We start from the raw sequence: 23,388 nt of genomic DNA on the forward strand, positions 1-23,388 counted from the left end.
TCCTAACTGAGACGAGAGCGTGTCAATAATTCGGGCGTTTCTCGAAACAAAAAAAAGCATCGAGTCTAAGTCGATGCCTTCGCTTTTTACCTAGAATATGGGGTTAGTCACTCCTCAAACTCTTCACCGGATCCATCAAAGCAGCCTTGATGGCTTGATAGCTTATCGTCAACAAGGCGATGACAACCGCCAACACACCCGCCAGCCCGAAGACCCACCACGCCAGATCGATCTTGTAGGCAAAGTGCGCTAACCAGCCACTCATGCCGTACCAGGCAATCGGCCAACCAATCACAATAGCCACTACGACCAATTTCAGAAAATCTTTGGTCAACAGACCTGCCAGACTACTCACGGAGGCTCCCAGCACCTTGCGGATGCCGATTTCTTTCCGGCGACGTGCTGCCGAGAAGGTGGACAAACCCAACAAACCTAAGCAGGAGATCAAGATGGCAATGCTCACAAAGTAGCCCGACAGGGTAGCAACCCGCTTCTCGGAGGCATACAAGACATCATACTCTTCGTCGAGGAATTTGTAGTCAAGGGGCAAACCCGGATTATACTGCTTGTAGAGTTGCTCAACTCCGGATAAGGCCTGGCTTTCCTTCCCAGCCGCAATTCGGATAATCAACTCATTGGCCCAGTCTGGTTTATATAGAAAACAAACCGGTTTGACCGCTTCGTAAAGCGATTCAAAGTGAAAGTTTTTAGTCACGCCCACGATGCGTCGGGCCTGGCCTTTCACCTTGACCACCTGGCCTAAGGGGTTTTTTAAGCCCATCGCATCAATAGCGGCCTGATTAAAGACGATGCTGCTGGTGCTATCCATACCGAATTGAGGGGAAAGCGAACGCCCTTGCTGCATGGCGATACCCATCGTTTCGATTAAGTCGTAGTTGACGTAAAAGATACCGAAGTTGATTTTTTGATCGGCCTGCTTGCCCGGCCACTCGAAGGCCACCGCACTGGAATGGCCACCCACCAGATTACCGCCCATGCTGGAAGCGCTGACAATACCCGGCAGATTGCCCACTTGGGCAAGGAACGACGCCGACTGTTCTTGTAGCCGACCTTCCCGGTTGAAGGAAATGACGTTCTCTTTAGTATAGCCTAGGTCTTTATGTTGAATGTAATCAAGCTGCTGGCGGACGACTAGGACTGCCACGATAAGTATAATGGAAATGGTGAACTGAAAGACCACCAGACCTTGCCGCGCCCAAGCTTCACCCGTAGAAGGCGTGATGGTGCCTTTCAGGACCTGAACGGGCTTGAAACCCGATAAATACAGGGCCGGGTAACTGCCAGCCAGTAACCCGGTTAGCAAGGTAATGCCCACGATGGAGGCCACTGCCGTGGGCTCCAGGCTAAGACCAAGTTGCTTGCCGGTCACCTGATTGAACGTCGGCAGCAACAGCGCCACCAGCCCTAGCGCTACCAAGAGAGCGACGAAGGCCAGCAGGATCGATTCCCTCAGAAACTGAATCAGCAGGGTGGTCCGATCAGCACCTACCGCCTTCTTGACGCCGATTTCCTTTAAGCGGGTGGAGGCTTGGGCCGTGGAGAGGTTCATAAAATTAATGGCCGCAATCAGCAGGATGAACAGGGCGATGAGGGAAAACAAGGTTACGTAGACGATGCGTCCACCAGTCTGCACGCCTTGTTCGTACTGGTTGTAGAGGTAGTGATCGGAGTACCGTTTGAGGAATAAATAGCCGACCGAGGCCAAGGATTCTTTGCCCTTAGCCGCTTCGTATTTTGTCCGCAGGAAGTTCGTGACCTGGCTATTGAGTACGTCGGCATCCGCCTGCTGGTTGAGCAGCAGGTATAGTTTGGGATTACTACTACCCCAGTCCTGTACATCCTCGGCATGTTGGTCGGCATAGAGTTGGAAGGGGAGCAGCAGATCGAAGTCGGCCGAGGAATGGCGGGTGGGTTTCTGGAAAACTCCGGCGATGGTATAAGGCCCGCTATAGTCACCCTGGTCCCATTCCACCGTTTTGCCTAGGATGTTCTGGGTCGAATGAAATAGTTTCAGGGCCAGTTCAGCCGATACGACGACCGAACGCTTATGGCGTAGAACCTGTTGTTTCTGCCCTTGCAGAAGTGGATAGGAGAAAAAAGCCAGAAAGTTTGGCGTCACAAACATGCCTTTAGCCTTCAGGCGGCTGTTTCCTCTAGAAAGTATTCCTTTGTTTCCGCCCGTTGTCAGGGCGACATCTTGGATTTGGGGGAATGTCGCTCGTAAGGCAGCAGCCAGCGGAGTGGGTGTTGACTGCCCGGTTAGAATCGTTCCGTCACCCAGGTGAATATGTTGGAACACCTGGAAGAGTCGGTTGTCATTCTCATGGAACTTATCGGTGCTCCACTCATCGTGGACCCACAAATAAATCATCAGGGCGCTGGCCAGGCCGGTTGAGAGACCAACCAGGTTGATTAAGAATGTAGTTTTGAACCGCTTCATAGCGCGGAAGGTCATTCGTAGTGGGTGAGGCATCGTTTCACGGGTTAAAGCTGACAATTAAGTCAATGAGTCGTCATCCCGGTTGATGTTGCATCCTGGTAGCCCCTGAAAGAAAAAATTTGACAATAAACAGACTTGTCAATCTAATTGGGTAACGGAGAAGTGATTGAAAAAGTGAAGCGTCAAACACAGGTAGGATAGTTTTGCCGTTTAGGACGAGCGAGTCGCACCTAAATGGTCTCTGCTGAATGATCATTCTCAAATAAGGCTACTTTTTTGGAATTAGGGTTTTGCTCAAATGGTAACTACTACTCCTCTGAATTTTGACCGCGTATGTCTTAGCTGGGCTATCGCTCGTAGTTGAGACAAGTCGTTGACGTTTGCCCATCCCAGCCTAGTATCTCTAGATGAAAATTAACCAAACAAATAGATTGGTCAACCTTGTCAATAAGAGCGGTAGCAGTGAAAATGCAAGAAGCCCGACTGGTCTGGCTAGTCGGGCTTCTGCAAAAATAAATTAAGTACGTTAGGGTTTGATTACCTTCACGCTCTGCCGTTGAACAGGGATAGCCGCGTCTGCTCCGCTAATCACCTGCAAGAGATAGACTCCCGAACTTTGGGGTTGCATATCCCACTCAATTACCTGCTGAGTGTCTGCCTGTGGCCAATGCTGTTGCCGTACTGAATGACCTAGTAGGTCTACCAGCTCAACTTGTAACGAACGGCCCTGAACACCGCGCACTACTGCCCGAAGTCGATCCTGTTGAATCGGGTTCGGGGCTAGCTCTACTTGCAAAGGCGTTTCTAGCTGGGCTACTTCTCTGGCCCGACAACTCGCATCTACCGTCAAGCGATAGGGGCCGTAAATGGTCACTGTACCCGCCTGATCGGTCGTTTTTAGATAGAAGTTGCCTTGCGTATTGGTTTGAGCATTGATTAGGGTCAGGCTACTCGTCGCTGTTCCTCTGAACAGTTGGGGCGTCTCCATGAGCTTGGGTGTGGTCAGGCTATTCTTGAACCACTCGTACTTGACCGGAGCGCCACTCACGGCAACGCTAATCACCGCTGTACCTCCTCTGCATACAGTGGGGTTACTGCCGCCTGTTACCGTTGTTGACGCAATTGATGAACAGCCGTTGCTACCGATTACCGTTACCGAGTAGACCCCCGCCGTAGTTACCCTAGCCGTGTTAGAGGTACCCTGCTGAGCGGCCCCATTGCTAAAGCTATAGCTATAGGTATCGCTGGGGGTAGTGGTAGCTGTAAGAGTTACGCTGGCGTTGGTAAAGGATAAGGGACCTGAATTGGTCAAGGTGATACTAGATACGCTGGTGTTGCCTGCTACGGTGGTAGTTTGCACGGCCGCACACCCATTGGTGCCTGTTGCAGTCACCGAGTAGGTACCCGGTCGGCTGACGCTCACCGTTGACCCATTAGCGCTAAAGCCTTCCGGTCCGGCAACGCTATAGGTGACCCCTTCAGTTGTACTGCCTGCAAGTAGATTGACACTGGTTTGGGAGCAGGTCAGCGTGCCGCTACTGCTCAACGTGACGTTCTGGGGAGCTACCGTGTTGCTAAATACCTCCGTTATGGCCGTAGCGGTACACCCATTAACGCCCGTTACAGTTACCGAATACGTACCGCTGGCGGTCACCGAAGCGGTAGGAGTGGTACCGCTCTGCGCGAAAGAAGAGGGACCCGCGAAGGTGTAGCGGCTCTGCTGGGCGGGCTTGGCCGTCAAGGTCACGCTGGGATTGGCACAGGTGATGGTGGCCGAACTGGTCAGGTTGGCCTCAGGAGCTACCGTGTTACTGGCGACTTCTGTAGTAGCCGTAGCCGTGCAACCATTCGCGCCAGTCACAGTGAGGGAATAAAGACCCTCTACCGTGGCCATCGCCATGGAGCCTCCATTCTGGCCCGTAACGCCTGGTCCGGCATAGCTGTAGCTTAGCGGACCCGTGGTGCTACTGGTAACACTGAGGGTGACACTAGTTTGCGCGCAGCTCAGCGGCCCGTTGTTGGTCAAGCTCACGTTCTGGGGAGCGGTGGTGTTACTTTCTACCGTGGTGGTGGCTACCGTTGAACAGCCGTTGGCCGATGTAACGGTGAGGGAGTAGAGACCACCTGCCGTTATAAGAGCTGTTGCAGAAGCACCACTCTGATTGAGTCCGGGGCCGGAAAAGACGTAACTGCTCTGGTCGGCGGGCGTAGCCGTTAGCGTCACGGTGGGGTTAGCACAGGTGACCGTACCCGAGCTGGCTAGGTTAGCCTCAGGAGCCGTGGTGTTACTTTCCACCGTAGTGGTAGCCGTAGCCGTACAACCATTAGGTCCAGTTACCGTCACCGTGTAGGTACCGGGTCCGTTAGCTGTGGCGCTAGCGGTTCCGTCTTGGGTGAGGGCAAAGGGACCAGCGAAGCTAAAGCTTAATGAGCCGGTGGTGCTGCTGGCTGCGGTAAGTAACACGGTTGGCTTAGCGCAGGTGATTGCTCCGTCATTCACTAACGTTACGTTCTGGGGTGCCGAGGTGTTGCCCTCTACCACCACTGACACCGAAGCCGTGCAGCCATTTGGAGCCATCACGGTCACTAAGTAAGTGCCTGATTCATTGGCCGAAGCAACGGAGCTTCCAGTCTGGCTCGTAACACCAGGCCCGCTAAAGGTGTAGCCCAGTGTGCCGGTGGTGCTGCTCGAAGCAGTCAGACTGACCGAGGTCTTGGCGCAGGTTAGGGGACCATCGTTGGTTAAGCTAAGGTTCTGGGGAGCCGTCGTGTTACTCAAGACCTGAATCGTGGCGGCAGCGGTACAGCCATTTGGATTCGTCACCGTCACCGAGTAAGGGCCTTCCACATTTGCTAGCGCTATCGAGGAGGAAGCTGTCTGGCTGGTTACGCCTGGGCCATTAAACAGGTAACTGCTCCCCTCTATTCCACCATTCGCGGCGAGCTGAACGCTGGTTTTGATACAAGTAAGCGGCCCATCGTTTAGTAAGGTTACGTTTTCGGGAGCAGCCGTGTTACGGGTGACCTGGGTGACTAGGCTGGCCGAACAGCCGTTGACTCCGGTGACTACCAGGGTATACGCACCCGACTGGCTGATGGTGGTGCTGCTAGCATTGACGAGTTGATTGGTTGGACCACTAATGACAAAGCTGACGTTACCGGTGCTGCTACTGGCGCTGAGCACCGCCGTTGGCTGGGCGCAGGTCAGTACGTTGCTTACGCTTAAATCAATACCCTGGGGTGAGACGGTGTTGCTGACCACTTCGGTGGTGGTGCTGGTCACGCAACCGTTGCTCCCCGTCACGGTAAGACTATAGATGCCGGGTAGAGTTACCGTGGCGGTAGCTCCATTGGCCTGAGTGAAGCCATCGGGTCCCGAAAAGGCAAACGTTACGCCGGGAGTCGTGCTGGCTGCCTGTAACTGGACGCTCGCTTGCGCGCAGGTGAGCATACTACTGGCATTTAAGGTAACATCTCCAGGCAGAGCCGTGTTACTGGCCACCGTTGTTGTCTGAACCGCTGAACAGCCGTTGGCACCCGTAGCGGTGACGGAGTAAAGGCCTGATGCGTTAACGATCGCCGTGCCTGATTGAGGGTCCGAACTCACCAGACCCGGCCCCGAGAAGCGGTAGTTATTGCCTCCCTCCGCCGTCAGGGTCAGGCTGGTCTGCGTGCAGGTGAGCGTTCCCGAGCTTACTAAGTTAATGGTCGGGGATGCGACGGTCAAGACGAAATTTCGGGACTGAGCAGAGCCGCCAGACCCGGTAGCGATGACAAAGTAACAACCCGCATCCTCGACGGTTACACTGCTCAGCGATAAGGTGGATGTCGTTTGACCGGCTACCGGGGACGACGAATTGGTTTTGTACCATTGATAGGTCAGGGTACCAGGCCCTTCAGCGGTTACCGAAACGCTGACCGCACCCCCCGGACAAATCGTACTACTTGAAGCGGGTTCGCCGGTAATAACGGTGGGTGGTAACGGATTCGGAAACGCAGTATAACTGGCGATGAACGCGTCCCGGTCCCCTTTGGTTTGTAGTGAATTGGTAGCGGGGGAAGGATCAAAATCGATGGTCAATTGACCTGAATCCGTAGAAAGTCGCTGAAAAGCACCGACTACGGTGGCTTCCGAAGAGCTTCCTGGGGCGATACCACTCCCATAATCAAAATTCTTGGCCCCAAAATTTAGGGCGGCTAAATAACTCCCCGTAGAGCTAAGCTTAAGGGCAAACACATCGGCACTGCCGGACATAGACGTAAAATTAGTTTGCGCTGCCGGATCGGGGTTCAAATCGGCGGTCCCGCTAAAACTGCCCGTTAGATAAACCCCTTCATTTGCGTCAAGGGCAATGCTCCCTGAGGCGTCATCGGTGGTCCCACCAATCTGTTTGGCCCAGCGGAAGTTGCCCGAAGCATCCAGCTTCCAGACATAGATATCGGACAGACCCGCACTTGTTAAGTTGGTTGCAGAACAGGGATTGGGATCAAAGTCTAAAGTGCCTCTGAAGTGCCCCGTAGCATACACGCCAGTATTAGTAGCCGCAATCCCGTTTCCCGTCGTAAGTAAGACAAAGGCCGTAGACGCGCCGCTTGTTGCCTTTGCCCATTGGTAAACGCCAGCTGCGCTTAATTTCAGGATGAACGCGTCCTGCAGCGAAGTGGAGGTGACATTGGCGGTGCTAGTGGGCGATAGATCAAAATCGAGTGTACCCTGAAAAAAGCCCGTCAAATACACCGAAGAGGCATCGGGTGATAAGGCAATGCCCGACGACGCCTCGCCACTTCCCACGACACTATTGCCGAACGTCCCCGCCCAGTTTGTGCTCCCATCCGCGTTCAGCTTAAGCACGAAAACGTCGTTTGTAGGTGCCGCATTCCTGAATTCACCGGTACCGAAATTGATAACTCCTGTCCCCGTAGAAGGCCCCGTAAAGCTCCCGGTAACATAGATACCCATTCCGGCTCCATCGACAGCAATGGCTTTTCCTTCTTCTTGGGTCGTACCTCCGCCCCCTTGTCTGACCCCTCCATAGCTTTTGACCCACACATAATTACCATCCGTGTTGAGCTTAAGTACAAAGATGTCATTGCCACCCGTGGTCGGCAAACTATTTATTACGTTCTGATCAGGATTAAAGTCGGTTGTGCCACTGTAAGACCCCGTTGTGTAGACGTTACCGGCATTATCGACGGCGATAGCCGTAGTCTGGTTCGAGCCTGAATTGGTGGTAATTCGTTTGGCCCAGAGCGTTGTGCCCGATGGGCTTATTTTGCAGATGAACGCGTTTGAGCTTGACGTACCCGGTAATATAAACCCGTCGCCAAAGTCAATTGAGGTTCGATAGTAACCCGTTACGTAGCTATTACCCGCCTGATCTTTTGCTATGGCTACAGCCCGATCGTCTAAGGAGCTTCCGGCAAGTTTGGCATAGTTAAAGGTCTGGGCAGTTGCCGTTGACAGAGCTAGTATACAAAGAACAAGCAGTCCTAAAAAGGTAAAAATTTTATTCATACGCCAGAGCTGTTTAAAGCAGGTGAAACAGAAAAAGAAGGACAAGAAATAATTAATCTGCCGCGTTCGAAATTTGGTGGCCACTGTGCGGTTCCTCGCGCGGCGAGCGGCCGAGGCACAGTCAATAGTATCCCAATCTACAGCCTACGAGCTGGTCGTAAACCTAAAGCGATTAGCGCAGCGGCAGTGGTATAAAATTGCTATAATTACAGTAACTGTCGAAAACGCATGGGGCCTAGCCCATGCTGCTTGCGAAAAAGTTTGGTGAAGGCCTGTACTTCGTCGAATCCGCAGGCTGCAGCGACTTCGCTTATCGACAAAGAGCTGGACTGAAGCAGGTTGACCGCTTTTTGCAGTCTATGACGAAGCACATACTGGTAGGGGGATTCGCCGAATACCGCTTTGAAGGAACGTAGAAAATGATAGTCTGACAGACAGGCCACGGCTGCCATATCGCTCAACCGAGTCGGTTCGGTCAGGGTATCATGCACATACTCTCTGGCCAGCAGAAGCCGTCGGTATACCTCTTCGCGGGTTGTTCGCTTCTGGGCAGTTAAACGGGCCAGGTGCCGACAGTGAATCAGCTGCTGCTGACAGAGGTGGAGGGCAAATTCGTAAAACAAATCATCCGTCAGCCCATCGATCGCCAGCGACTGGGTCGAAATTTGGCGGGCTAGCGTAGCCAGACGCTGGCCCAACAGGTCGCGCCCGGCCGTAAATACCTGCTCATAGAAAACGGGCAAGACATCGGTACTTGTGGGCCTATCCAACAGGAGGGCAGTATCCGTTTGCAGCGTATGCCAGACATCCTTTATCTGGTGAGTCGACAGAAACACACAGACGCCATGCACCGGTGTCCGGCTGTCGATTTCAACTTCTACCTCACTACCGTGACTAACGACTACGAATTGGTTAGGCTGTACGATTCGCGGCTGTCCATTGATTCGGTATGGCTCCACACCCGAAAGCACAAATTTCAACGAGTAGCCCTGCAAGGAGCTTCGGCGGTAAAATGCCGAATTCGTCGAGTAGTTGATATGCGCTTGGTTGGGAGGGCATGGGCTTGATACCTGCCCTTCAATCATGCGCGAAAAAAAGGTACTCGGTGAAACCGTCATCGTATTTAGCAAAAAAATGACACTGGTTCGCTGGCAGCAGGCCTAGCTAGCTTCTGCCTTTATATAATATTGACACCACCAGAGGGCGGAGCTCGCAACAAAACCCTGGACAAGCTCCTGAGCTACATCTTGCGCCTGACGACGACTTGTTTATTAAAATAAAGAAAGAGCTACGAACGCACTTAGTGGCTGTTACAGAATTAGCCCACCTGGCTAGTGGCAGCTGTTCCCGGGGTAGTGGTGCCGATGTATTACATCTATCTACTTTATCCTGCTCTTTTACCTTTTGTCTAAATACGGATTCTCCATAGGGAGCCCTTTCCAGTAACCACCCAGAAAAGAGAAGGGGTTGGGCAGTGGAGTCAGGAACCAAGTAGACAATTCCGTCGACCAATTCATCGCGGTAACTGGATTGCCTATCTGGGCTGTCGTCTTACCGTAACTAGTATGCCATTAGTTAACCAAAGGATGCTATTTTCTCATACATAGTTTTCGCTAAGTTGGTTTTATTAGAAAGTGAATTGTATAAGTTATCTATTAGAAGGTAGTGAAAACATAAGCGCTTTAACCGGCCAAAAGTCACATTCTTTCCCTAAGATGACTGTCAATTCCGTCTCAAATCCTGTTAATTCCGTCTCAACTTCTAGCTTGAGGACCCAAACCGACTGTTTTTCAGCACAGCCTTCACCGAGTAGCTGCTAGCATACAAACGGCTTAGGCACCATTCGTGCTCAAGCAAGATTGCCCGCAATGCAGGTGACGCTTTCTTCTGCTGTTCTGGGTTAACCCGGTGAGTACCTGGTCCCATGAAAACAACCAGCCCATAGGGCCTCTTGGCTTTTGAGGGGGAATGGTTTGGAGGAGCTATTGATTGTGGGTTGAAGCAGACACAGACTTTTGAGCCATCCCGGCTGATGCCCTTTAGTGAAAGCTGGAGACAGGATCAACGAGCAAAGCCGGAGGTATTGCTGCAAGTGTATCGCCTTCTTTATTCTCAAAAAACGCTGCTTTTCTAATTACTCTTAAAGACTTGTTACCTGCCTTTTATTGAGGTACAATTTTGATGGTTGCTGACTTGGCTCGCTCGCTGATCATGGCGCCCAGATAAGGGCTACCTTGGTATTTTGTCCGGTACGCATCGTCAATCCGGTCATTGACGGGGCCATCGACTGATTCGAACGACACATGTTTGACTGTACCTGCCGCCTGGATGCGCCCCGCTTTCTGCTGAACAGCCGCCTGATGCCAGCGGGAGGCTAAACCGTTTTAGGCCCGCACGTATAGTTCTCCGTCTACGGCAACTTTCCAAATCCAGGTAGGCGTGCCGTAGGTGACGCCATCCCGGCGAAATGGCGAAATTTTCAGGTCATCAGAACCCGCGATTTTCTCTACTTCACCCAAAGGCCATTGGTTGGCTGGCGTTGTATTCATGCTCGTATACGCTTAAAACCCAAGCCTTAAAAAACACCTTCTATTTTGAAAATAGGGGGGAGACTTTTAATGGCTTGGAAGACTACTGTTGATTATTTCTTATCCGCTTTTTTCAACTTGCTGAGCGTAAAGGGCTCTCCTGGTGCCAATACCTTGATGCGGCCTGGATTGACAATCGCTTTTGCCAGCCGGGCCGGGTCACCGTTAAAGGGGGCGAAGTCGGGAGAATCGACCGATCCCCAGTGACAGAGTAGCAGCGGAGTGTTCGGGTAGGCATTCGCAATTTTTACGGCCCCCTCAAACGTAAAGTGCCATTCACTATCGGAAAAGTCGAAGAAAATGGCATCGGGTGTCGGCATAGTCAAATGACTCGGCAACAGGCGGGAATCCCCTGTAGCCCAAATATTCCCGTCCGGCGTTTCGATCCAGAAGCCGCAGGCGTCCTCGTTCTTAAACCGACGTTTGCTCATGCCTGGATAAGCATTCTGATAGGCGTGATCGGCCGGAGTAAGCTTTACCTGCACCGGACCAAACTTGAACGTATCGCCAATGTTGTGACCGTGGGCGGGCAAGCTCATAGTCTGCATCAGCGAATCGACGTAGATGGTGGAATGGTAGGCTTTGGTCACCCCTTTTAGATCCTGATTGGTTGGCACGCTGAAGTGGTCATTATCCGCATGGCTGACTAGCACGGCATCCAGTCTGGGCACCGCTTTAGGGGCAATAGGAAAGTCGATCAGCACCGGCATATCGAAGCCTTCCAGTACCGGGTCGACCATAAACGTAGTGCCCCGGCTATTGACAAAAAAGCCGGCAAAGCCCAGCCAACGGATCGTGGTTTGCTTGGACACGTCAAACGCGCTGGCCCCGAAGGGCTGTGTTTTCGGCGCGCGAGCCTGTCGTGGCCCGGCCTGGTATTTTTTGGCTGCTTTTTTAGTGGTGTCAGCCGCCGTTTGTGCCTGCGCGTTGATCGTTAGAAGAATACCGGCCACTAGGACTGATACCCACTTTTGTGCATCCTTCATCGGTTATACGTATTGGTTTTAATTCTTGCTCTTCACCTATAACCCCCTTGTAGGCAAAGTGGTACGGGAAATCGAGAAGACAAAAGTCCTCTTATTTTTCACACAGGCACTTATACAGATTCCGGTTTTACTTACCATAATTACCGATTCCGGTCGCCGGGCGAACACTCCCGTCGGCCTGCTGTTACTTTTGAGTCAATGGACTCGAAAGTCAATGGATAAGATCAAAAAAATGGAAAGCGTTGCTCAGTTCAACGCCCAGCGTGGCCAGCAAACCCAACACCCGCTGGTTAGCGTGCTGGATCAGGCCAAATCCACCCCCATTCAGCCCTTTCGCCACCTGTCGGAGCTGTACATTATTTTTCTGAAAGATGCGCACTGTTCACCGCTGTATTACGGGCGTAACCGATACGACTATCAGGATGAAACGATGCTGTTCATTGCGCCGGGGCAGGTGTTTGGCTTTGATGAGAACGAAGAAACCCTGCAACCCAATGGATGGGCGTTGGCCTTTCACCCCGATCTGATCCGTGGGCTGCCGCTGGGTCAGCATATCAAAGACTATCCATTTTTCGGCTACGACACCAACGAAGCCCTGCACCTTTCGAACCGGGAACGGCAGATCATTTTGGATTGCCTAGCCAAAATTCAGTACGAGTTGTCGCTGCCTATTGACAAGCACAGCCGTACATTGATTGCCAGTACGATTGAATTGCTACTGAACTACTGCGTCCGCTTCTACGACCGGCAGTTCATTACGCGCGAACACTTGAATAAAGACCTGCTGGTCCGCTTCGAGTCCTTGCTGGATACCTATTTCGAGGCTGATAAGCCCCAGACGCTAGGCTTGCCGACGGTCGGTTACTGCGCGGATGCGTTGCACTTATCCGCCAATTATTTTGGCGAGCTCGTCAAGAAAGAAACCGGTCAGTCGGCCCAGGAATATATTCAGGCGAAAGTGATCGAAGTAGCAAAAAACAAGGTGATTGACCGTAGTAAGTCGATCAGCGAGGTGGCCTATGACTTGGGGTTTAAGTATCCACCGCATTTTACCCGGCTCTTTAAGCAGCATGTGGGACAATCCCCCAACGACTATCGGCTATTGAATTAACCAGTGGTCATCAATTCTGTAAACCAAGCCAACCTATGAGACACTTGCTGTTGCCATTGGGCCTACTCCTATCACTGCCCCTGTTGGGGCAGACACCCAGTAAGCCATCCCAGGATCGAATTGAGCGGGCCAAGATTAAGTATGAAAAACTCTTCGGTCAGCCCATCACGCCCAGCAAAACCGATCCCGAGCTGATGACCATTCTGCAACGGTTCATCTTCGGCGAAGTCTTTTACATTGGCAGCCTGGATGATAAAACGCGGGAGCTTATCACCATCACGGCCTTAACCACCAACCAGACCCTGCCGCAACTAACTCCGCACACCAATGCCGCCCTCAATGTTGGGGTTACGCCTATTGAGATTCGGGAAGTGGTCTACCAGTGCGCTCCGTTCATTGGCTTTCCTAAAGTGCTCAATGCCCTAGAGGTTATTAACAACGTGTTTGACAGTCGGGGCATCAAGTTACCCCTGGAGAATAAAGCCACGGTTAAGGAAAGCGAGCGCTTCGAGCGGGGACGCCAGAAGCAGGCCCCCCTCTACGGGGAAGCCATGAAACAGGCTATGAGCGTGCTGCCGGGTGAATTTGCCGAGGCCATTCCCCGGATGCTGACCGAGTCAGGCTTTGGTGATTTTTATACCCGCGAGGGGCTAGACCTAAAAACCCGCGAACTGATGATTTTCTGCGGACTGGCCTCCTTAGGTGGCACCGAGCGGCAACTGACTTCCCATGCGGTCGGCAATCTGAAAGCGGGCAACAGCAAAGAAACGCTGCTGGCCGCCTTGGTACAGCTCTACCCCTACATTGGCTTCCCCCGGATTTCTAATGCCATCAGCGTACTCAAAGACGCCAAAATTGATTAAGTAGCTACGGTATGCAAACAAGAACACTTGGACAAAATGGCCTGAGCGTGTCCGCGCTGGGGCTGGGCTGTATGGGCATGAGCTGGTCCTATGGCCCGCCTAAAGACAAAGCTCAGATGATTGCCCTGCTGCGGGCGGCTGTTGAGCGGGGTGTCACGTTCTTCGACACCGCCGAGGTCTACGGCCCTTACCAGAATGAAGAACTGCTGGGCGAGGCCCTGGCCCCGTTCCGCGGCCAGGTCGCGATTGCCACCAAGTTCGGCTGGGCACCGGCTAGTGAAGCTGAGGCCAACGCGCGATGGAACGCCCTGAACAGTCGACCGGAACACATTAAGCACGTGGTAGAAGGATCACTGAAGCGCCTGCGCGTTGATGCCATCGACCTGTATTATCAGCACCGGGTCGATCCAGCGGTACCCATCGAAGAGGTGGCTGGTGCCGTGAAGGAGTTGATGAAAGCCGGGAAAGTGAAGCATTGGGGACTCTCCGAAGCGGGAGTCGGGACCATTCGGCGAGCCCATGCGGTTCAGCCCCTAACGGCCCTGCAAAATGAGTATTCGCTGTGGTACCGGGAACCGGAAAAAGAGCTCATCCCTACACTGGAAGAATTGGGCATTGGCTTTGTGCCCTTCAGTCCATTGGGCAAGGGGTTTCTAACGGGTAAAATTGACGAAAACACGCAGTTTGACAAAACGGATTTTCGCAACACCGTCCCCCGGTTTTCAGTCGAAAACCGCCAGGCTAACGGGCGGCTGGTTGATCGGCTGGGCGAGATTGCCGGGCAGAAGGTGGCCACCGGAATGTCCCGGCGGGGAACCGCGGCCACCCCCGGTCAGATTGCGCTGGCGTGGTTACTGGCTCAAAAGCCGTGGATCGTTCCGATTCCAGGTACGACCAAACTAAACCGGCTGGAAGAGAACCTGGGTGCCGTTGAGCTAACGCTGACGGCCGATGATCTCGCTACCATCCACGAAGCGGCTTCGGCCATCCCGATTCAAGGGGCTCGTTATCCCGCCGAGATGGAAAAGAAAAGCGGTCTATAAGTAGTATCGAACCTGGTCAACTGTCAAGATGCGATTAACCCATCAGCTAGTAATAGCGGGCTTAGCCCTCGCCCTTATGGGGTGCCATACGAGCAAACCTATCGATGGACCGGCCAGCAGCCAGCGGAAGCGCAACTTGGCATCCGATAAGGTGCTGATCGGTGTCTTTGAATCAGGCGACGTCGATAAATTGGATGCAATCATTGACCCCGCGTTTGTCAATCACGCGGCCACGGGCGACCGCACCGGGCTGGACAGTCTTAAAACCGGTGTGAGAAGATTCCACGCGCGAATGAAGACCGTCAAGGTCGAGCTGAAACGGCAACTGTCCGACGACGAATACGTATCGGACTGGGTGCGGTTTCTCGGAGCCAACCCGGCTATGGTTATCGAGGGTATGGAAGTAACTCGGTACGTCAACGGTAAGGCGGTTGAGCACTGGTTTTTTCCCAATAGCCAACCTCGTCGAAACTGATAAATCCACAAAAAAGTTGATCGGGCCCGTGGGGAGCTTGCTGCTCAACCCCGAAAATGAGTGTTTGCCTACTGCATAATCTGCTAAAACGATGGAAGAATCGAACGAGTCGACAATTACCCGGCGGGAAATGATTAAGGCAACAACGGCCGCGGTTACGGCCCTGGCCCTGTCAAGCGTAACCAGCGTACAGGCGGCTACTCCGCACACCGTTCCGCTGTCACTGGCCAACGTATCGTTTACCGTAAATGGGAAGTCCCAAACACTGGAAATGGACACACGGACCACGCTGCTCGACGCCCTGCGGGAACATCTCCAGTTCACCGGCACCAAAAAAGGCTGCGACCACGGCCAATGCGGGGCCTGTACGGTACTGGTCAACGGTCGGCGCATCAATTCGTGTTTGTCGCTGGCCCTTCAGCACCAGGGGGATACTATTACTACCATCGAGGGCTTGGGAACGCCGGACAAGCTACACCCCATGCAGGCCGCTTTCATCAAGCATGATGGCTATCAGTGCGGCTACTGTACACCGGGGCAAATCTGCTCGGCGGTAGCGGTGCTGGAGGAAATCAAGTCGGGAATTCCTAGCCACGTGAGCGTTAGCCTGACCGATAAGCCACAGGCAACCAATGCGGAACTGTGCGAACGGATGAGCGGCAATATTTGCCGGTGTGGGGCCTACTCGAATATCGCCGAGGCCATGCGCGAAGTAGCCGAGAAAACAGCCTAACACAACATGGTCTTATGAAAACATTCACCTACGAACGCACTAATACGCCCGCCCAGGCAGCCGCTGCTGCGGCCCGCACACCGGGAGCCAAGTTTCTGGCCGGGGGTACCAACCTGCTGGATTTGATGAAGCTAGAAATCGAAGCGCCCATGCATCTGATCGACATCAGTAAGGTGGGCCTTGATAAAATCGAACCAACACCCGCCGGTGGGCTACGGATCGGGGCGCTAGTGACCAACACCGATCTGGCGGATCACCCAACCGTTCGCCGGGATTACGGACTACTGGCCCGGGCTATCCTGGCGGGGGCTTCGGGGCAACTGCGCAACAAAGCCACCACCGCCGGTAATCTGTTGCAGCGTACCCGTTGTCCATATTTTTACGACACCAACCAGGCCTGTAACAAGCGCGTACCTGGTAGTGGCTGTGCGGCAATTGCCGGGTTCAGTCGACAACTGGGCATCATCGGCACCAGTACGGCCTGCATCGCGACCTACCCCGGTGACATGGCCGTGGCTATGCAGGCCCTCGATGCCACGGTGGAAACCATACAGACAACCGGTAGAACTCGTACCATTCCCCTGGCCCAGTTCTACCGCCTGCCGGGACAGACCCCGCATATTGAAACGAACCTGGAGAAGAGCGAGCTAATTACGGCGGTCATTTTGCCCCCACCCGTGGGCGGGATACATATCTATCACAAAGTACGCGACCGGGCTTCCTACGCCTTTGCGCTGGTATCGGTCGGGGCAATTATTCAAAAAGACGGCACGGGTCAGGTGGCCGTGGGGGGCATTGCCCCCCGCCCCTGGCGCGTGGAAGCCGCCGAAAAACTACTGCCCTCGGGGGCGAAGGCGTTTACCACGCAATTGCTGAAAGGAGCCCGGCCTACCAGCGAAAACGAGTTCAAGCTGGCCCTGGTGGAAGCTACCCTGGAATCTATTTTACACCAAGCCCGCCACTGATATGAAATTCGACACCCCAGCCGGAGCCAATCCAACCGATAAACTCCGCGTAATCGGTCAGCCGACCGACCGTATTGAAGGGCCGCTCAAAACAACAGGAACGGCCAAATATGCCTACGAGAATAATGACGCGGTAACCAACCACGCATACGGGTACATCGTAGGAGCCGCCATTGCTAAAGGGCGCATCAAAGCTATCGACCAGACGAAGGCCAAAGCCGCGCCCGGTGTACTGGCCATCGTGACGGCGGCCACGGTGGGTTCGCTGCCCCCCGGTAAGTTCTACGTCGATCGGCTACTGGCGGGTCCTGACGTCGACCATTACCACCAGGCCGTGGCGGTGGTGGTGGCTGAAACCTTCGAGCAGGCCCGCGCTGCGGCTGGTCTGCTGAAAGTGAGCTACACTAAAACCAAAGGGTCTTTTGATCTGAAAGCGCAAAAAGCGTCCGCCCCCGTTCCTAAAAAGGGCGAGTTCGGTCCACCGCCCCAGACGAACGTAGGCGATTTTGAAGGCGCGTTTGCTGCGGCTCCCATCAAACTGGACGAGACCTATTCGACTCCCGACCAGTCGCACGCCATGATGGAGCCTCACGCTACCATCGCTCACTGGGAAGGAGACAAACTAACCTGCTGGTGTTCCATCCAGCAAATGAACTGGGGGGTGCGCGATGTGGCGGTGATCCTGGGGATTCCCAAAGAAAACATCCGGCTCATAACCCCCTACATCGGTGGCGGGTTCGGGGGGAAAGGTACGGTGCTCTCCGACATCATTGCTGCTTCGCTGGCCGCTAAGGCCGCTGGCCGACCGGTGAAGGTGACCCTGCCCCGCCCCCTGATGTTCAACAACACGACGCACCGCCCGGCCACTATCCAGCGCATCCGCATCGGCGCTACGCCGGACGGGACGATTACGGCCATCGGGCACGAAAACTGGTCGGGCAATCTGCCCGGGGGGCGACCCGAATCGGCCACGGCCTCAACCCGGCTGCTGTACGCAGGCCCCAACCGGTTCACGCAGCTGCGGCTGGCCGTGCTGGACCTGGCCGAGGGAAACGCCATGCGCGCGCCAGGCGAAGCCACCGGCATGATGGCCCTGGAAATCGCGATGGATGAACTAGCCGAGAAACTAAACATGGACCCGGTGGCCCTGCGCATCAAAAACGATATCCAGGTCGATCCCGAGAAGCCGGAACGTCCCTTTTCGACCCGCAAACTGGTCGAGTGTCTGCAAACGGGAGCCGAACGCTTTGGCTGGAACAAGCGGCAGGCCAAACCCGGCATCATTCGGGACGGCCAGTGGCTGATCGGCTTGGGCGTGGCCTCGGCCATCCGGGGCGCTCCCGTCATGAAGTCGGCCGCCCGCGTCCGGCTGAACCGGCAGGGTATCGTGACGGTCGAAACCGACATGACTGATATTGGCACGGGTAGCTACACCATCATTGCCCAAACGGCGGCCGAGATGATGGGCGTCGGCCTGGACAAGGTGGTCGTCAAGCTGGGTGATTCGACCTTCCCCGAATCGCCGGGTTCGGGTGGACAGTGGGGGGCGGCCTCCGCCACGTCGGGCGTGTATGCCGCCTGCGTCAAATTGCGCGAAGCCGTCGCCACCGCGCTGGGCGTGAAGGCCGACGAAGCGGAATTTGCCAACGGGCAGGTCCGGGCCGGTAACCGGACTTTCCCGCTGACCGATGCCGCTAAATCCGCCGACCTGGTGGTGCAGGACGAGATGAGCTATGGTGAGCTGTCCAAACAATACGCGCAGGACACCTTCGGGGCACATTTTGTGGAAGTGGGCGTGAATGCGTACACCGGCGAGATCCGGGTTCGGCGGATGCTGGCCGTTTGTCAGGCGGGCCGGATACTGAATCCTAAAACGGCCCGTAGTCAGGTGATCGGGGCTATGACAATGGGCGTAGGCGCAGCCCTGATGGAAGAATTAGTGGTGGATAAGCAGGTCGGTTTTTTTGTCAACCACGACCTGGCGGGTTACGAAGTGCCGGTTCACGCCGACATCCCTCACCAGGACGTCATCTTGCTCGAAGACAGCGACCCCACTATGTCGCCCATGAAAGCCAAAGGCATCGGCGAGTTGGGGCTGGTGGGTGTCGCGGCCGCCGTGGCTAACGCGGTCTACAATGCAACCGGTGTCCGGGTTCGCGATTATCCCGTCACCCTAGACAAGCTGATTGGTAAACTCCGAATTAACTGAGATGAAACCAGGTAGTCTTCTACTCGTCGCACGGCCATCAACGCGCAACGCGCCAAGCCATTTTATTCCTAACTATGTTGATAAGAAATCATTTGCAGGTTCTATTTCCTGTTCTCCTGCTGGTTGTCCTGGCGATACCTAGTTATGGCCAGCAAGCCGTCACCGAGTCTGGCCCTATTTTCCCGAAAGGTAACCGGGGACCGGCCAATAATTTTACCGGCACTGTATGGGTGCACCTATTGGTTGCCCCCGATTCGACTTACACCACCTCCGTGGGTAGTGTTTTGTTTGAACCCGGTGCCCGCACCAACTGGCATTCGCACCAGGCGGGTCAGCTTCTGCTGGTAACCGATGGCGAAGGGTTGTATCAGGAACAGGGGAAACCCATTCAACGGCTGCACAAAGGCGACGTCATCAAATGCCAACCCGACATTACGCACTGGCACGGCGCATCGCCCGGCACCATTATGACCCACATTGCCATTAACCCAAACACGGAGAAAGGCGTCGTGATCTGGAAACAACCCGTTACAGACCAGGAATACAATAACCACAAAAACTAAGGGATTGGCCTCAAAAAAATCAGGTTGTGCGTCAACAGAACGATCACATCTACTAAACAAACGGTATGAACACCACCGACAATCAGTCCATCTTCCCACGGGGCGACAAAGCACCCGCCGAGTATTTCGTCGGCATGGCTTACGTGAAAATGCTGGTTCCCCAGCATTCAGCCTTTAACTCGACACTCGCCAACGTCGTTTTTGAGCCGGGTTGCCGCAATAACGGCTCGGCGGTCCGATGGCACAGCCACAAAGGGGGACAACTCCTGCTTTGCACCGACGGCGAAGGCTATTACCAGGAGCGGGGCCAACCCATCCAGTTACTCTGTAAAGGTGATGTTGTGCAAGTCCGGTGTTATCCATTGGCACGGCGCAACGCCTGACAGCTCTTTTACGCATATTGCCATCGGCCCAAATGCACAACTGGGCGCGGGTGATTGGCTGGAGCCGGTAACGGATGAGGACTATAACAGCTACAAAAGAGATGAATAAAGCAACAACTGAATTACCAGCTAATGAAAACGACATCTTCGCCCGCATGCAGGCCGGAGGCATCATTCGGCTGGATGATCCTGAGTTCGTAAAGGTCGGGGAGATCGTTGAGCGTACGCTCCGATTAGCTACCGAACTAAACGCGTCCACCACTGGTGTCGAGCAGACGCGGGAACGCCTGGGTGAGTTGATTGGTCAGCCGATTGATCCTGCCACGCGCATCTTTGCGCCGTTTTACACCAATTTCGGCCGCTTTATCCGGCTGGGCAAAAATGTGTTTATCAACCACGCCTGTTCCTTTCTGGATATGGGGGGAATCACCCTGGAAGATAATGTACAGATCGGCCCAAAAGTCAATTTGATTACGGAGAATCATCCACTAGACCCCACTGAACGACAATCCCTCTTACTCGGCTCGATCGTCATCAAGCGCAATGCTTGGATCGGAGCCGCAGCGACCATCCTGCCCGGCGTAACGGTTGGGGAAAACGCCGTGGTGGCAGCCGGTGCGGTGGTCACGAAAGATGTACCCGACAATACGGTGGTGGCCGGGGTGCCAGCCACCGTTGTCAAAACTTTGTAATCCAGTACACCTACCTACCAAGGCATTGCTTTCGCTCCATCCATTAACAATCAAATTTCCAATAAACGCTACCCTATGAATACCCCACATAATCCATCTGCCCAGCCGTTGCTGGACGATCAACAACAATGTATTGTAACCATCTCGGCCCTGACGGCGATCGGTGATATAGCCGGGCTTAAGCAAGCACTGAACGCTGGACTCGACGCGGGTCTTACAATTAATGAAATCAAGGAAGTACTCGTACACCTGTATGCATACTGTGGCTTTCCCCGAAGCCTGAACGGCATAACTGCCTTTATGGCCGTCGTCGACGAACGGACTGCGGCCGGGAAAAACGACCCGGTCGGCAACGAAGCTTCGCCCATCGATAACACGGCTGACAAATATGAAGTTGGCCAAAAAACTTTGAAAACACTGACGGGCAAGCCGGCCAACGGCCCCAGAAGCGGTCCAAATGCCTTCGCGCCCGCCATTGACACGTTTCTGAAAGAGCACCTGTTTGCCGACATTTTCAGCCGGGACGTGCTGACCTACACGCAGCGCGAACTGGCTACTATTTCGACGCTCGCCAGCCTGAGTGGCGTGGAATCGCAATTGCAGGCTCATATGGGCATGGGAATGAACGTGGGGATTACCGAAGAGCAGCTTCATCAGCTCATTACACTCGTTGAATCAGCCGTCGGCAAGCAACAGGCTGACACTGACCGGGCTATACTGTCCAAACTAATGGAGGTTCGGCAAAAGTGAGATCAAAAACTTGAGGACTCCTCTTGTAGTATACGGAACTAGCTTAACGCATCCGTGGAGGGCTATAGCTGTATCGTACAGGAGTAGCGGTGCTCGTCAAGCCAATGTTTAAAGGAACAAAATTGTATAGCATCCTATTCAATAAATGCCCGCGTTGCCAGAAAGGGCGGTTTTTCGAGATTGATAATCCTTACAAGCTCAAGCGGTTCGATGCGATGAACGCTCAATGCCCTTGTTGCGGAGAGCGTTTCGAGAAAGAACCGGGTTATTACACGGGGGCAATGTACGTCAGCTACGCGTATTACACAGCCCTTATCGTCAGTAGTTTTTTGTTTTCAGAGGGATTGCTGTCTCTGGCAATGTCTTACACACTTGGGGGGTTAATCAGCTTGATCATTCTGCTTACTCCTGTTGTGTACCGTCTGGCTCGACTGACCTGGATTAATTTCTTTATATCGTTTGACCCACAAAAGGAAACTCATTATCCGTAAAAGTTTACGGATAATGAGTTGTAAGCAGCGATCTTATTTACGCTCCGGTGTTCGGTCCGACCTGACGGTCTCTCAATGGCAAGCCGGGCTACTGGGGCAGTAGTCAACAACTGACTTAGGTGCATATTATACCCACACAAGTAACCTTTACGTTCCCCTTTCCGTTTAATCCGGTTCATCATGGAAAAATTGACGCCACTAATTGTATTGCTTTGTCTTACGGCCGGATCAATCCAGGCGCAACAGGCGCTTACTAAGGAACTACCGATCATTTCGCCAGACGTTCATCTAAATCATTCGGTTACGTTTAGAATTAGTGCACTGAATTCTGCTACCGTCACTCTTTCTGGTAGCTGGATGAGTAGCGAAGGAACTACTCGTCCTGCCGTAGCTATGACTAAAGGAAAAGATGGCATCTGGACTTATACCACGGACGTTTTGTCGCCTGATCTTTATACCTATTCCTACTCCGTTGATGGGGTGCGAACCATTGACCCCAACAATGCCCACGTCATCCGTGACGTTGCTAATGTATCGAATGCTTTCCTACTCGAAGGGAATCCGTACGCCGATCTTTACAAAGTGGCCCAAGTGCCTCATGGAACGGTTAGCCGTCGGTGGTATAACTCGTCGGGCAATAAGAAAGAACGACGACTGACCGTCTACACCCCTCCGGGTTATGAAACAAGCCAGGCCAGCTACCCAGTGTTGTACTTACTGCATGGCATTGGTGGTGATGAAGAAGCCTGGATGGGCCTGGGCAGGGCCTCCCAAATTTTAGATAACCTGATTGCTCAGGGGAAAGCCAAGCCCATGATTGTAGTCATGCCTAATGGCAACGTAGCCCAGCAAGCCGCTCCCGGTGAAGGCAATGAGGGTTTTGTCAAGCCAAGTTTCGCGCTTCCTCAAACGATGGATGGCAAATTTGAAGCGACCTTTGAGGACATTATAACATTCATAGAAAGTAATTACCGGATAAAAGCTACTAAAGCCAATCGTGCCATTGCCGGTCTATCGATGGGTGGTTATCATACGGCCTACATTTCCCAAAACTACCCCAACACCTTCGATTACATAGGTTTATTCTCCCCCGCATTTAATAACAAGCCTGAAGAGTATCCTGAGTCACCGACCTATCAGCATCTGGACGAGAAACTGCTGAAGCAAAAGATAAACGGTTACAAATTGTACTGGATGGTCGTGGGGAAAAGTGATTTTCCTGTTCTGTTAGCGGGAATTCAAGACTTTCGAAAGAGGCTGGACGCTATGGGCATGCGCTATAAATTTAACGAAACAGACGGTGGCCACACCTGGTCCAACTGGCGCAAATACCTGACGGAGTTTGTTCAACAAGCATTCAAGTGAACCGTGACCGATACTGGTGGGAATGTTACGGTATGAATGAAACCAACAGGTACAAATTCTCATAAAACCCTCCCGCGTGAGACGAACGAGTTTATCCATCTGCCTTTATGCTGCCGTTGGGTTGAGAAGAATCGAGAAAGAGGACACGCATGCCCGCAGCAGTCACTAATTTGTTAAAACTTCTTAACGGCTTAC

17 protein-coding genes and 1 pseudogene are annotated in these 23,388 nt (G+C 53.5%); 13 read left to right on the forward strand and 5 right to left on the reverse strand.

The window, feature by feature from the left end; all coding sequences use genetic code 11:
* Positions 1-103: 103 nt before the first annotated feature.
* The 5 genes and pseudogenes from ACYVBJ_RS15740 to ACYVBJ_RS15760 all read right to left on the reverse strand — a co-directional run bounded on the left by ACYVBJ_RS15740 (position 104) and on the right by ACYVBJ_RS15760 (position 11,550).
* Entirely contained in the window at positions 104-2,494 is a 2,391-nt protein-coding gene (locus ACYVBJ_RS15740) for an ABC transporter permease (RefSeq protein WP_460983264.1), read from the reverse strand.
* Positions 2,495-2,987: 493 nt separating this feature from the next.
* The gene (locus ACYVBJ_RS15745; protein ID WP_460983265.1) at positions 2,988-7,976 is read right to left on the reverse strand and encodes an immunoglobulin domain-containing protein; all 4,989 of its coding nucleotides are present in this window, start codon (positions 7,974-7,976) and stop codon (positions 2,988-2,990) included.
* A 206-nt stretch (positions 7,977-8,182) separates the two neighbouring features.
* Positions 8,183-9,061, reverse strand: a complete 879-nt coding sequence (locus ACYVBJ_RS15750) for a helix-turn-helix domain-containing protein (protein ID WP_460983266.1) — start codon at positions 9,059-9,061, stop codon at positions 8,183-8,185.
* A 1,077-nt stretch (positions 9,062-10,138) separates the two neighbouring features.
* Positions 10,139-10,525 (reverse strand): annotated as a pseudogene (locus tag ACYVBJ_RS15755) (DUF2255 family protein).
* 92 nt (positions 10,526-10,617) lie between these two features.
* Entirely contained in the window at positions 10,618-11,550 is a 933-nt protein-coding gene (locus tag ACYVBJ_RS15760) for an MBL fold metallo-hydrolase (protein WP_460983267.1), read from the reverse strand.
* A gap of 214 nt (positions 11,551-11,764) precedes the next feature.
* Here ACYVBJ_RS15760 and ACYVBJ_RS15765 point away from each other — a divergent pair, with 214 nt between their 5' ends.
* The 13 genes from ACYVBJ_RS15765 to ACYVBJ_RS15825 all read left to right on the forward strand — a co-directional run bounded on the left by ACYVBJ_RS15765 (position 11,765) and on the right by ACYVBJ_RS15825 (position 23,193).
* A complete protein-coding gene (locus ACYVBJ_RS15765; RefSeq protein WP_460983268.1) occupies positions 11,765-12,661 on the forward strand; it encodes a helix-turn-helix domain-containing protein in 897 nt (298 codons plus the stop codon).
* A 35-nt stretch (positions 12,662-12,696) separates the two neighbouring features.
* Entirely contained in the window at positions 12,697-13,524 is an 828-nt protein-coding gene (locus tag ACYVBJ_RS15770; RefSeq protein WP_460983269.1) for a carboxymuconolactone decarboxylase family protein, read from the forward strand.
* An 11-nt stretch (positions 13,525-13,535) separates the two neighbouring features.
* Complete coding sequence (locus tag ACYVBJ_RS15775; protein WP_460983270.1) at positions 13,536-14,567, forward strand: aldo/keto reductase; 1,032 nt, start codon at positions 13,536-13,538, stop codon at positions 14,565-14,567.
* A 28-nt stretch (positions 14,568-14,595) separates the two neighbouring features.
* Entirely contained in the window at positions 14,596-15,042 is a 447-nt protein-coding gene (locus ACYVBJ_RS15780; RefSeq protein ID WP_460983271.1) for a nuclear transport factor 2 family protein, read from the forward strand.
* Between the two features lie 91 nt (positions 15,043-15,133).
* Complete coding sequence (gene paoA, locus ACYVBJ_RS15785; protein WP_460983272.1) at positions 15,134-15,775, forward strand: aldehyde dehydrogenase iron-sulfur subunit PaoA; 642 nt, start codon at positions 15,134-15,136, stop codon at positions 15,773-15,775.
* A gap of 14 nt (positions 15,776-15,789) precedes the next feature.
* Positions 15,790-16,740: an FAD binding domain-containing protein gene (locus ACYVBJ_RS15790; RefSeq protein WP_460983273.1), complete on the forward strand. Its 951-nt coding sequence runs from the start codon at positions 15,790-15,792 to the stop codon at positions 16,738-16,740.
* A 1-nt stretch (position 16,741) separates the two neighbouring features.
* Positions 16,742-18,949, forward strand: coding sequence for an aldehyde oxidoreductase molybdenum-binding subunit PaoC (gene paoC / locus ACYVBJ_RS15795; RefSeq protein WP_460983274.1), 2,208 nt, complete (start codon positions 16,742-16,744; stop codon positions 18,947-18,949).
* A 74-nt stretch (positions 18,950-19,023) separates the two neighbouring features.
* Positions 19,024-19,512 (forward strand): (R)-mandelonitrile lyase, encoded by a 489-nt coding sequence (locus tag ACYVBJ_RS15800; protein ID WP_460983275.1) that lies wholly within the window; start codon positions 19,024-19,026, stop codon positions 19,510-19,512.
* A 65-nt stretch (positions 19,513-19,577) separates the two neighbouring features.
* On the forward strand, positions 19,578-19,895 hold the full coding sequence (locus ACYVBJ_RS15805; protein ID WP_460983276.1) for a cupin domain-containing protein: 318 nt from the start codon (positions 19,578-19,580) through the stop codon (positions 19,893-19,895).
* A gap of 101 nt (positions 19,896-19,996) precedes the next feature.
* Positions 19,997-20,587, forward strand: coding sequence for a DapH/DapD/GlmU-related protein (locus tag ACYVBJ_RS15810; protein WP_460983277.1), 591 nt, complete (start codon positions 19,997-19,999; stop codon positions 20,585-20,587).
* 75 nt (positions 20,588-20,662) lie between these two features.
* The gene (locus tag ACYVBJ_RS15815) at positions 20,663-21,337 is read left to right on the forward strand and encodes a carboxymuconolactone decarboxylase family protein (protein ID WP_460983278.1); all 675 of its coding nucleotides are present in this window, start codon (positions 20,663-20,665) and stop codon (positions 21,335-21,337) included.
* Positions 21,338-21,441: 104 nt separating this feature from the next.
* The gene (locus tag ACYVBJ_RS15820; protein ID WP_460983279.1) at positions 21,442-21,828 is read left to right on the forward strand and encodes a DUF983 domain-containing protein; all 387 of its coding nucleotides are present in this window, start codon (positions 21,442-21,444) and stop codon (positions 21,826-21,828) included.
* Positions 21,829-22,221: 393 nt separating this feature from the next.
* The gene (locus ACYVBJ_RS15825) at positions 22,222-23,193 is read left to right on the forward strand and encodes an alpha/beta hydrolase-fold protein (RefSeq protein ID WP_460983280.1); all 972 of its coding nucleotides are present in this window, start codon (positions 22,222-22,224) and stop codon (positions 23,191-23,193) included.
* Positions 23,194-23,388 lie beyond the last annotated feature (195 nt).

The organism is Spirosoma fluminis (genome assembly GCF_054778895.1).

Coding starts and splice junctions, on each gene's coding strand:
- ACYVBJ_RS15740 (WP_460983264.1), bottom strand. CDS start 2,494: ATGCCTCACCCACTACGAATGACCTTCCGCGCTATGAAGCGGTTCAAA.
- ACYVBJ_RS15745 (WP_460983265.1), bottom strand. CDS start 7,976: ATGAATAAAATTTTTACCTTTTTAGGACTGCTTGTTCTTTGTATACTA.
- ACYVBJ_RS15750 (WP_460983266.1), bottom strand. CDS start 9,061: ATGATTGAAGGGCAGGTATCAAGCCCATGCCCTCCCAACCAAGCGCAT.
- ACYVBJ_RS15760 (WP_460983267.1), bottom strand. CDS start 11,550: ATGAAGGATGCACAAAAGTGGGTATCAGTCCTAGTGGCCGGTATTCTT.
- ACYVBJ_RS15765 (WP_460983268.1), top strand. CDS start 11,765: ATGGATAAGATCAAAAAAATGGAAAGCGTTGCTCAGTTCAACGCCCAG.
- ACYVBJ_RS15770 (WP_460983269.1), top strand. CDS start 12,697: ATGAGACACTTGCTGTTGCCATTGGGCCTACTCCTATCACTGCCCCTG.
- ACYVBJ_RS15775 (WP_460983270.1), top strand. CDS start 13,536: ATGCAAACAAGAACACTTGGACAAAATGGCCTGAGCGTGTCCGCGCTG.
- ACYVBJ_RS15780 (WP_460983271.1), top strand. CDS start 14,596: ATGCGATTAACCCATCAGCTAGTAATAGCGGGCTTAGCCCTCGCCCTT.
- paoA (WP_460983272.1), top strand. CDS start 15,134: ATGGAAGAATCGAACGAGTCGACAATTACCCGGCGGGAAATGATTAAG.
- ACYVBJ_RS15790 (WP_460983273.1), top strand. CDS start 15,790: ATGAAAACATTCACCTACGAACGCACTAATACGCCCGCCCAGGCAGCC.
- paoC (WP_460983274.1), top strand. CDS start 16,742: ATGAAATTCGACACCCCAGCCGGAGCCAATCCAACCGATAAACTCCGC.
- ACYVBJ_RS15800 (WP_460983275.1), top strand. CDS start 19,024: ATGTTGATAAGAAATCATTTGCAGGTTCTATTTCCTGTTCTCCTGCTG.
- ACYVBJ_RS15805 (WP_460983276.1), top strand. CDS start 19,578: ATGAACACCACCGACAATCAGTCCATCTTCCCACGGGGCGACAAAGCA.
- ACYVBJ_RS15810 (WP_460983277.1), top strand. CDS start 19,997: ATGAATAAAGCAACAACTGAATTACCAGCTAATGAAAACGACATCTTC.
- ACYVBJ_RS15815 (WP_460983278.1), top strand. CDS start 20,663: ATGAATACCCCACATAATCCATCTGCCCAGCCGTTGCTGGACGATCAA.
- ACYVBJ_RS15820 (WP_460983279.1), top strand. CDS start 21,442: ATGTTTAAAGGAACAAAATTGTATAGCATCCTATTCAATAAATGCCCG.
- ACYVBJ_RS15825 (WP_460983280.1), top strand. CDS start 22,222: ATGACTAAAGGAAAAGATGGCATCTGGACTTATACCACGGACGTTTTG.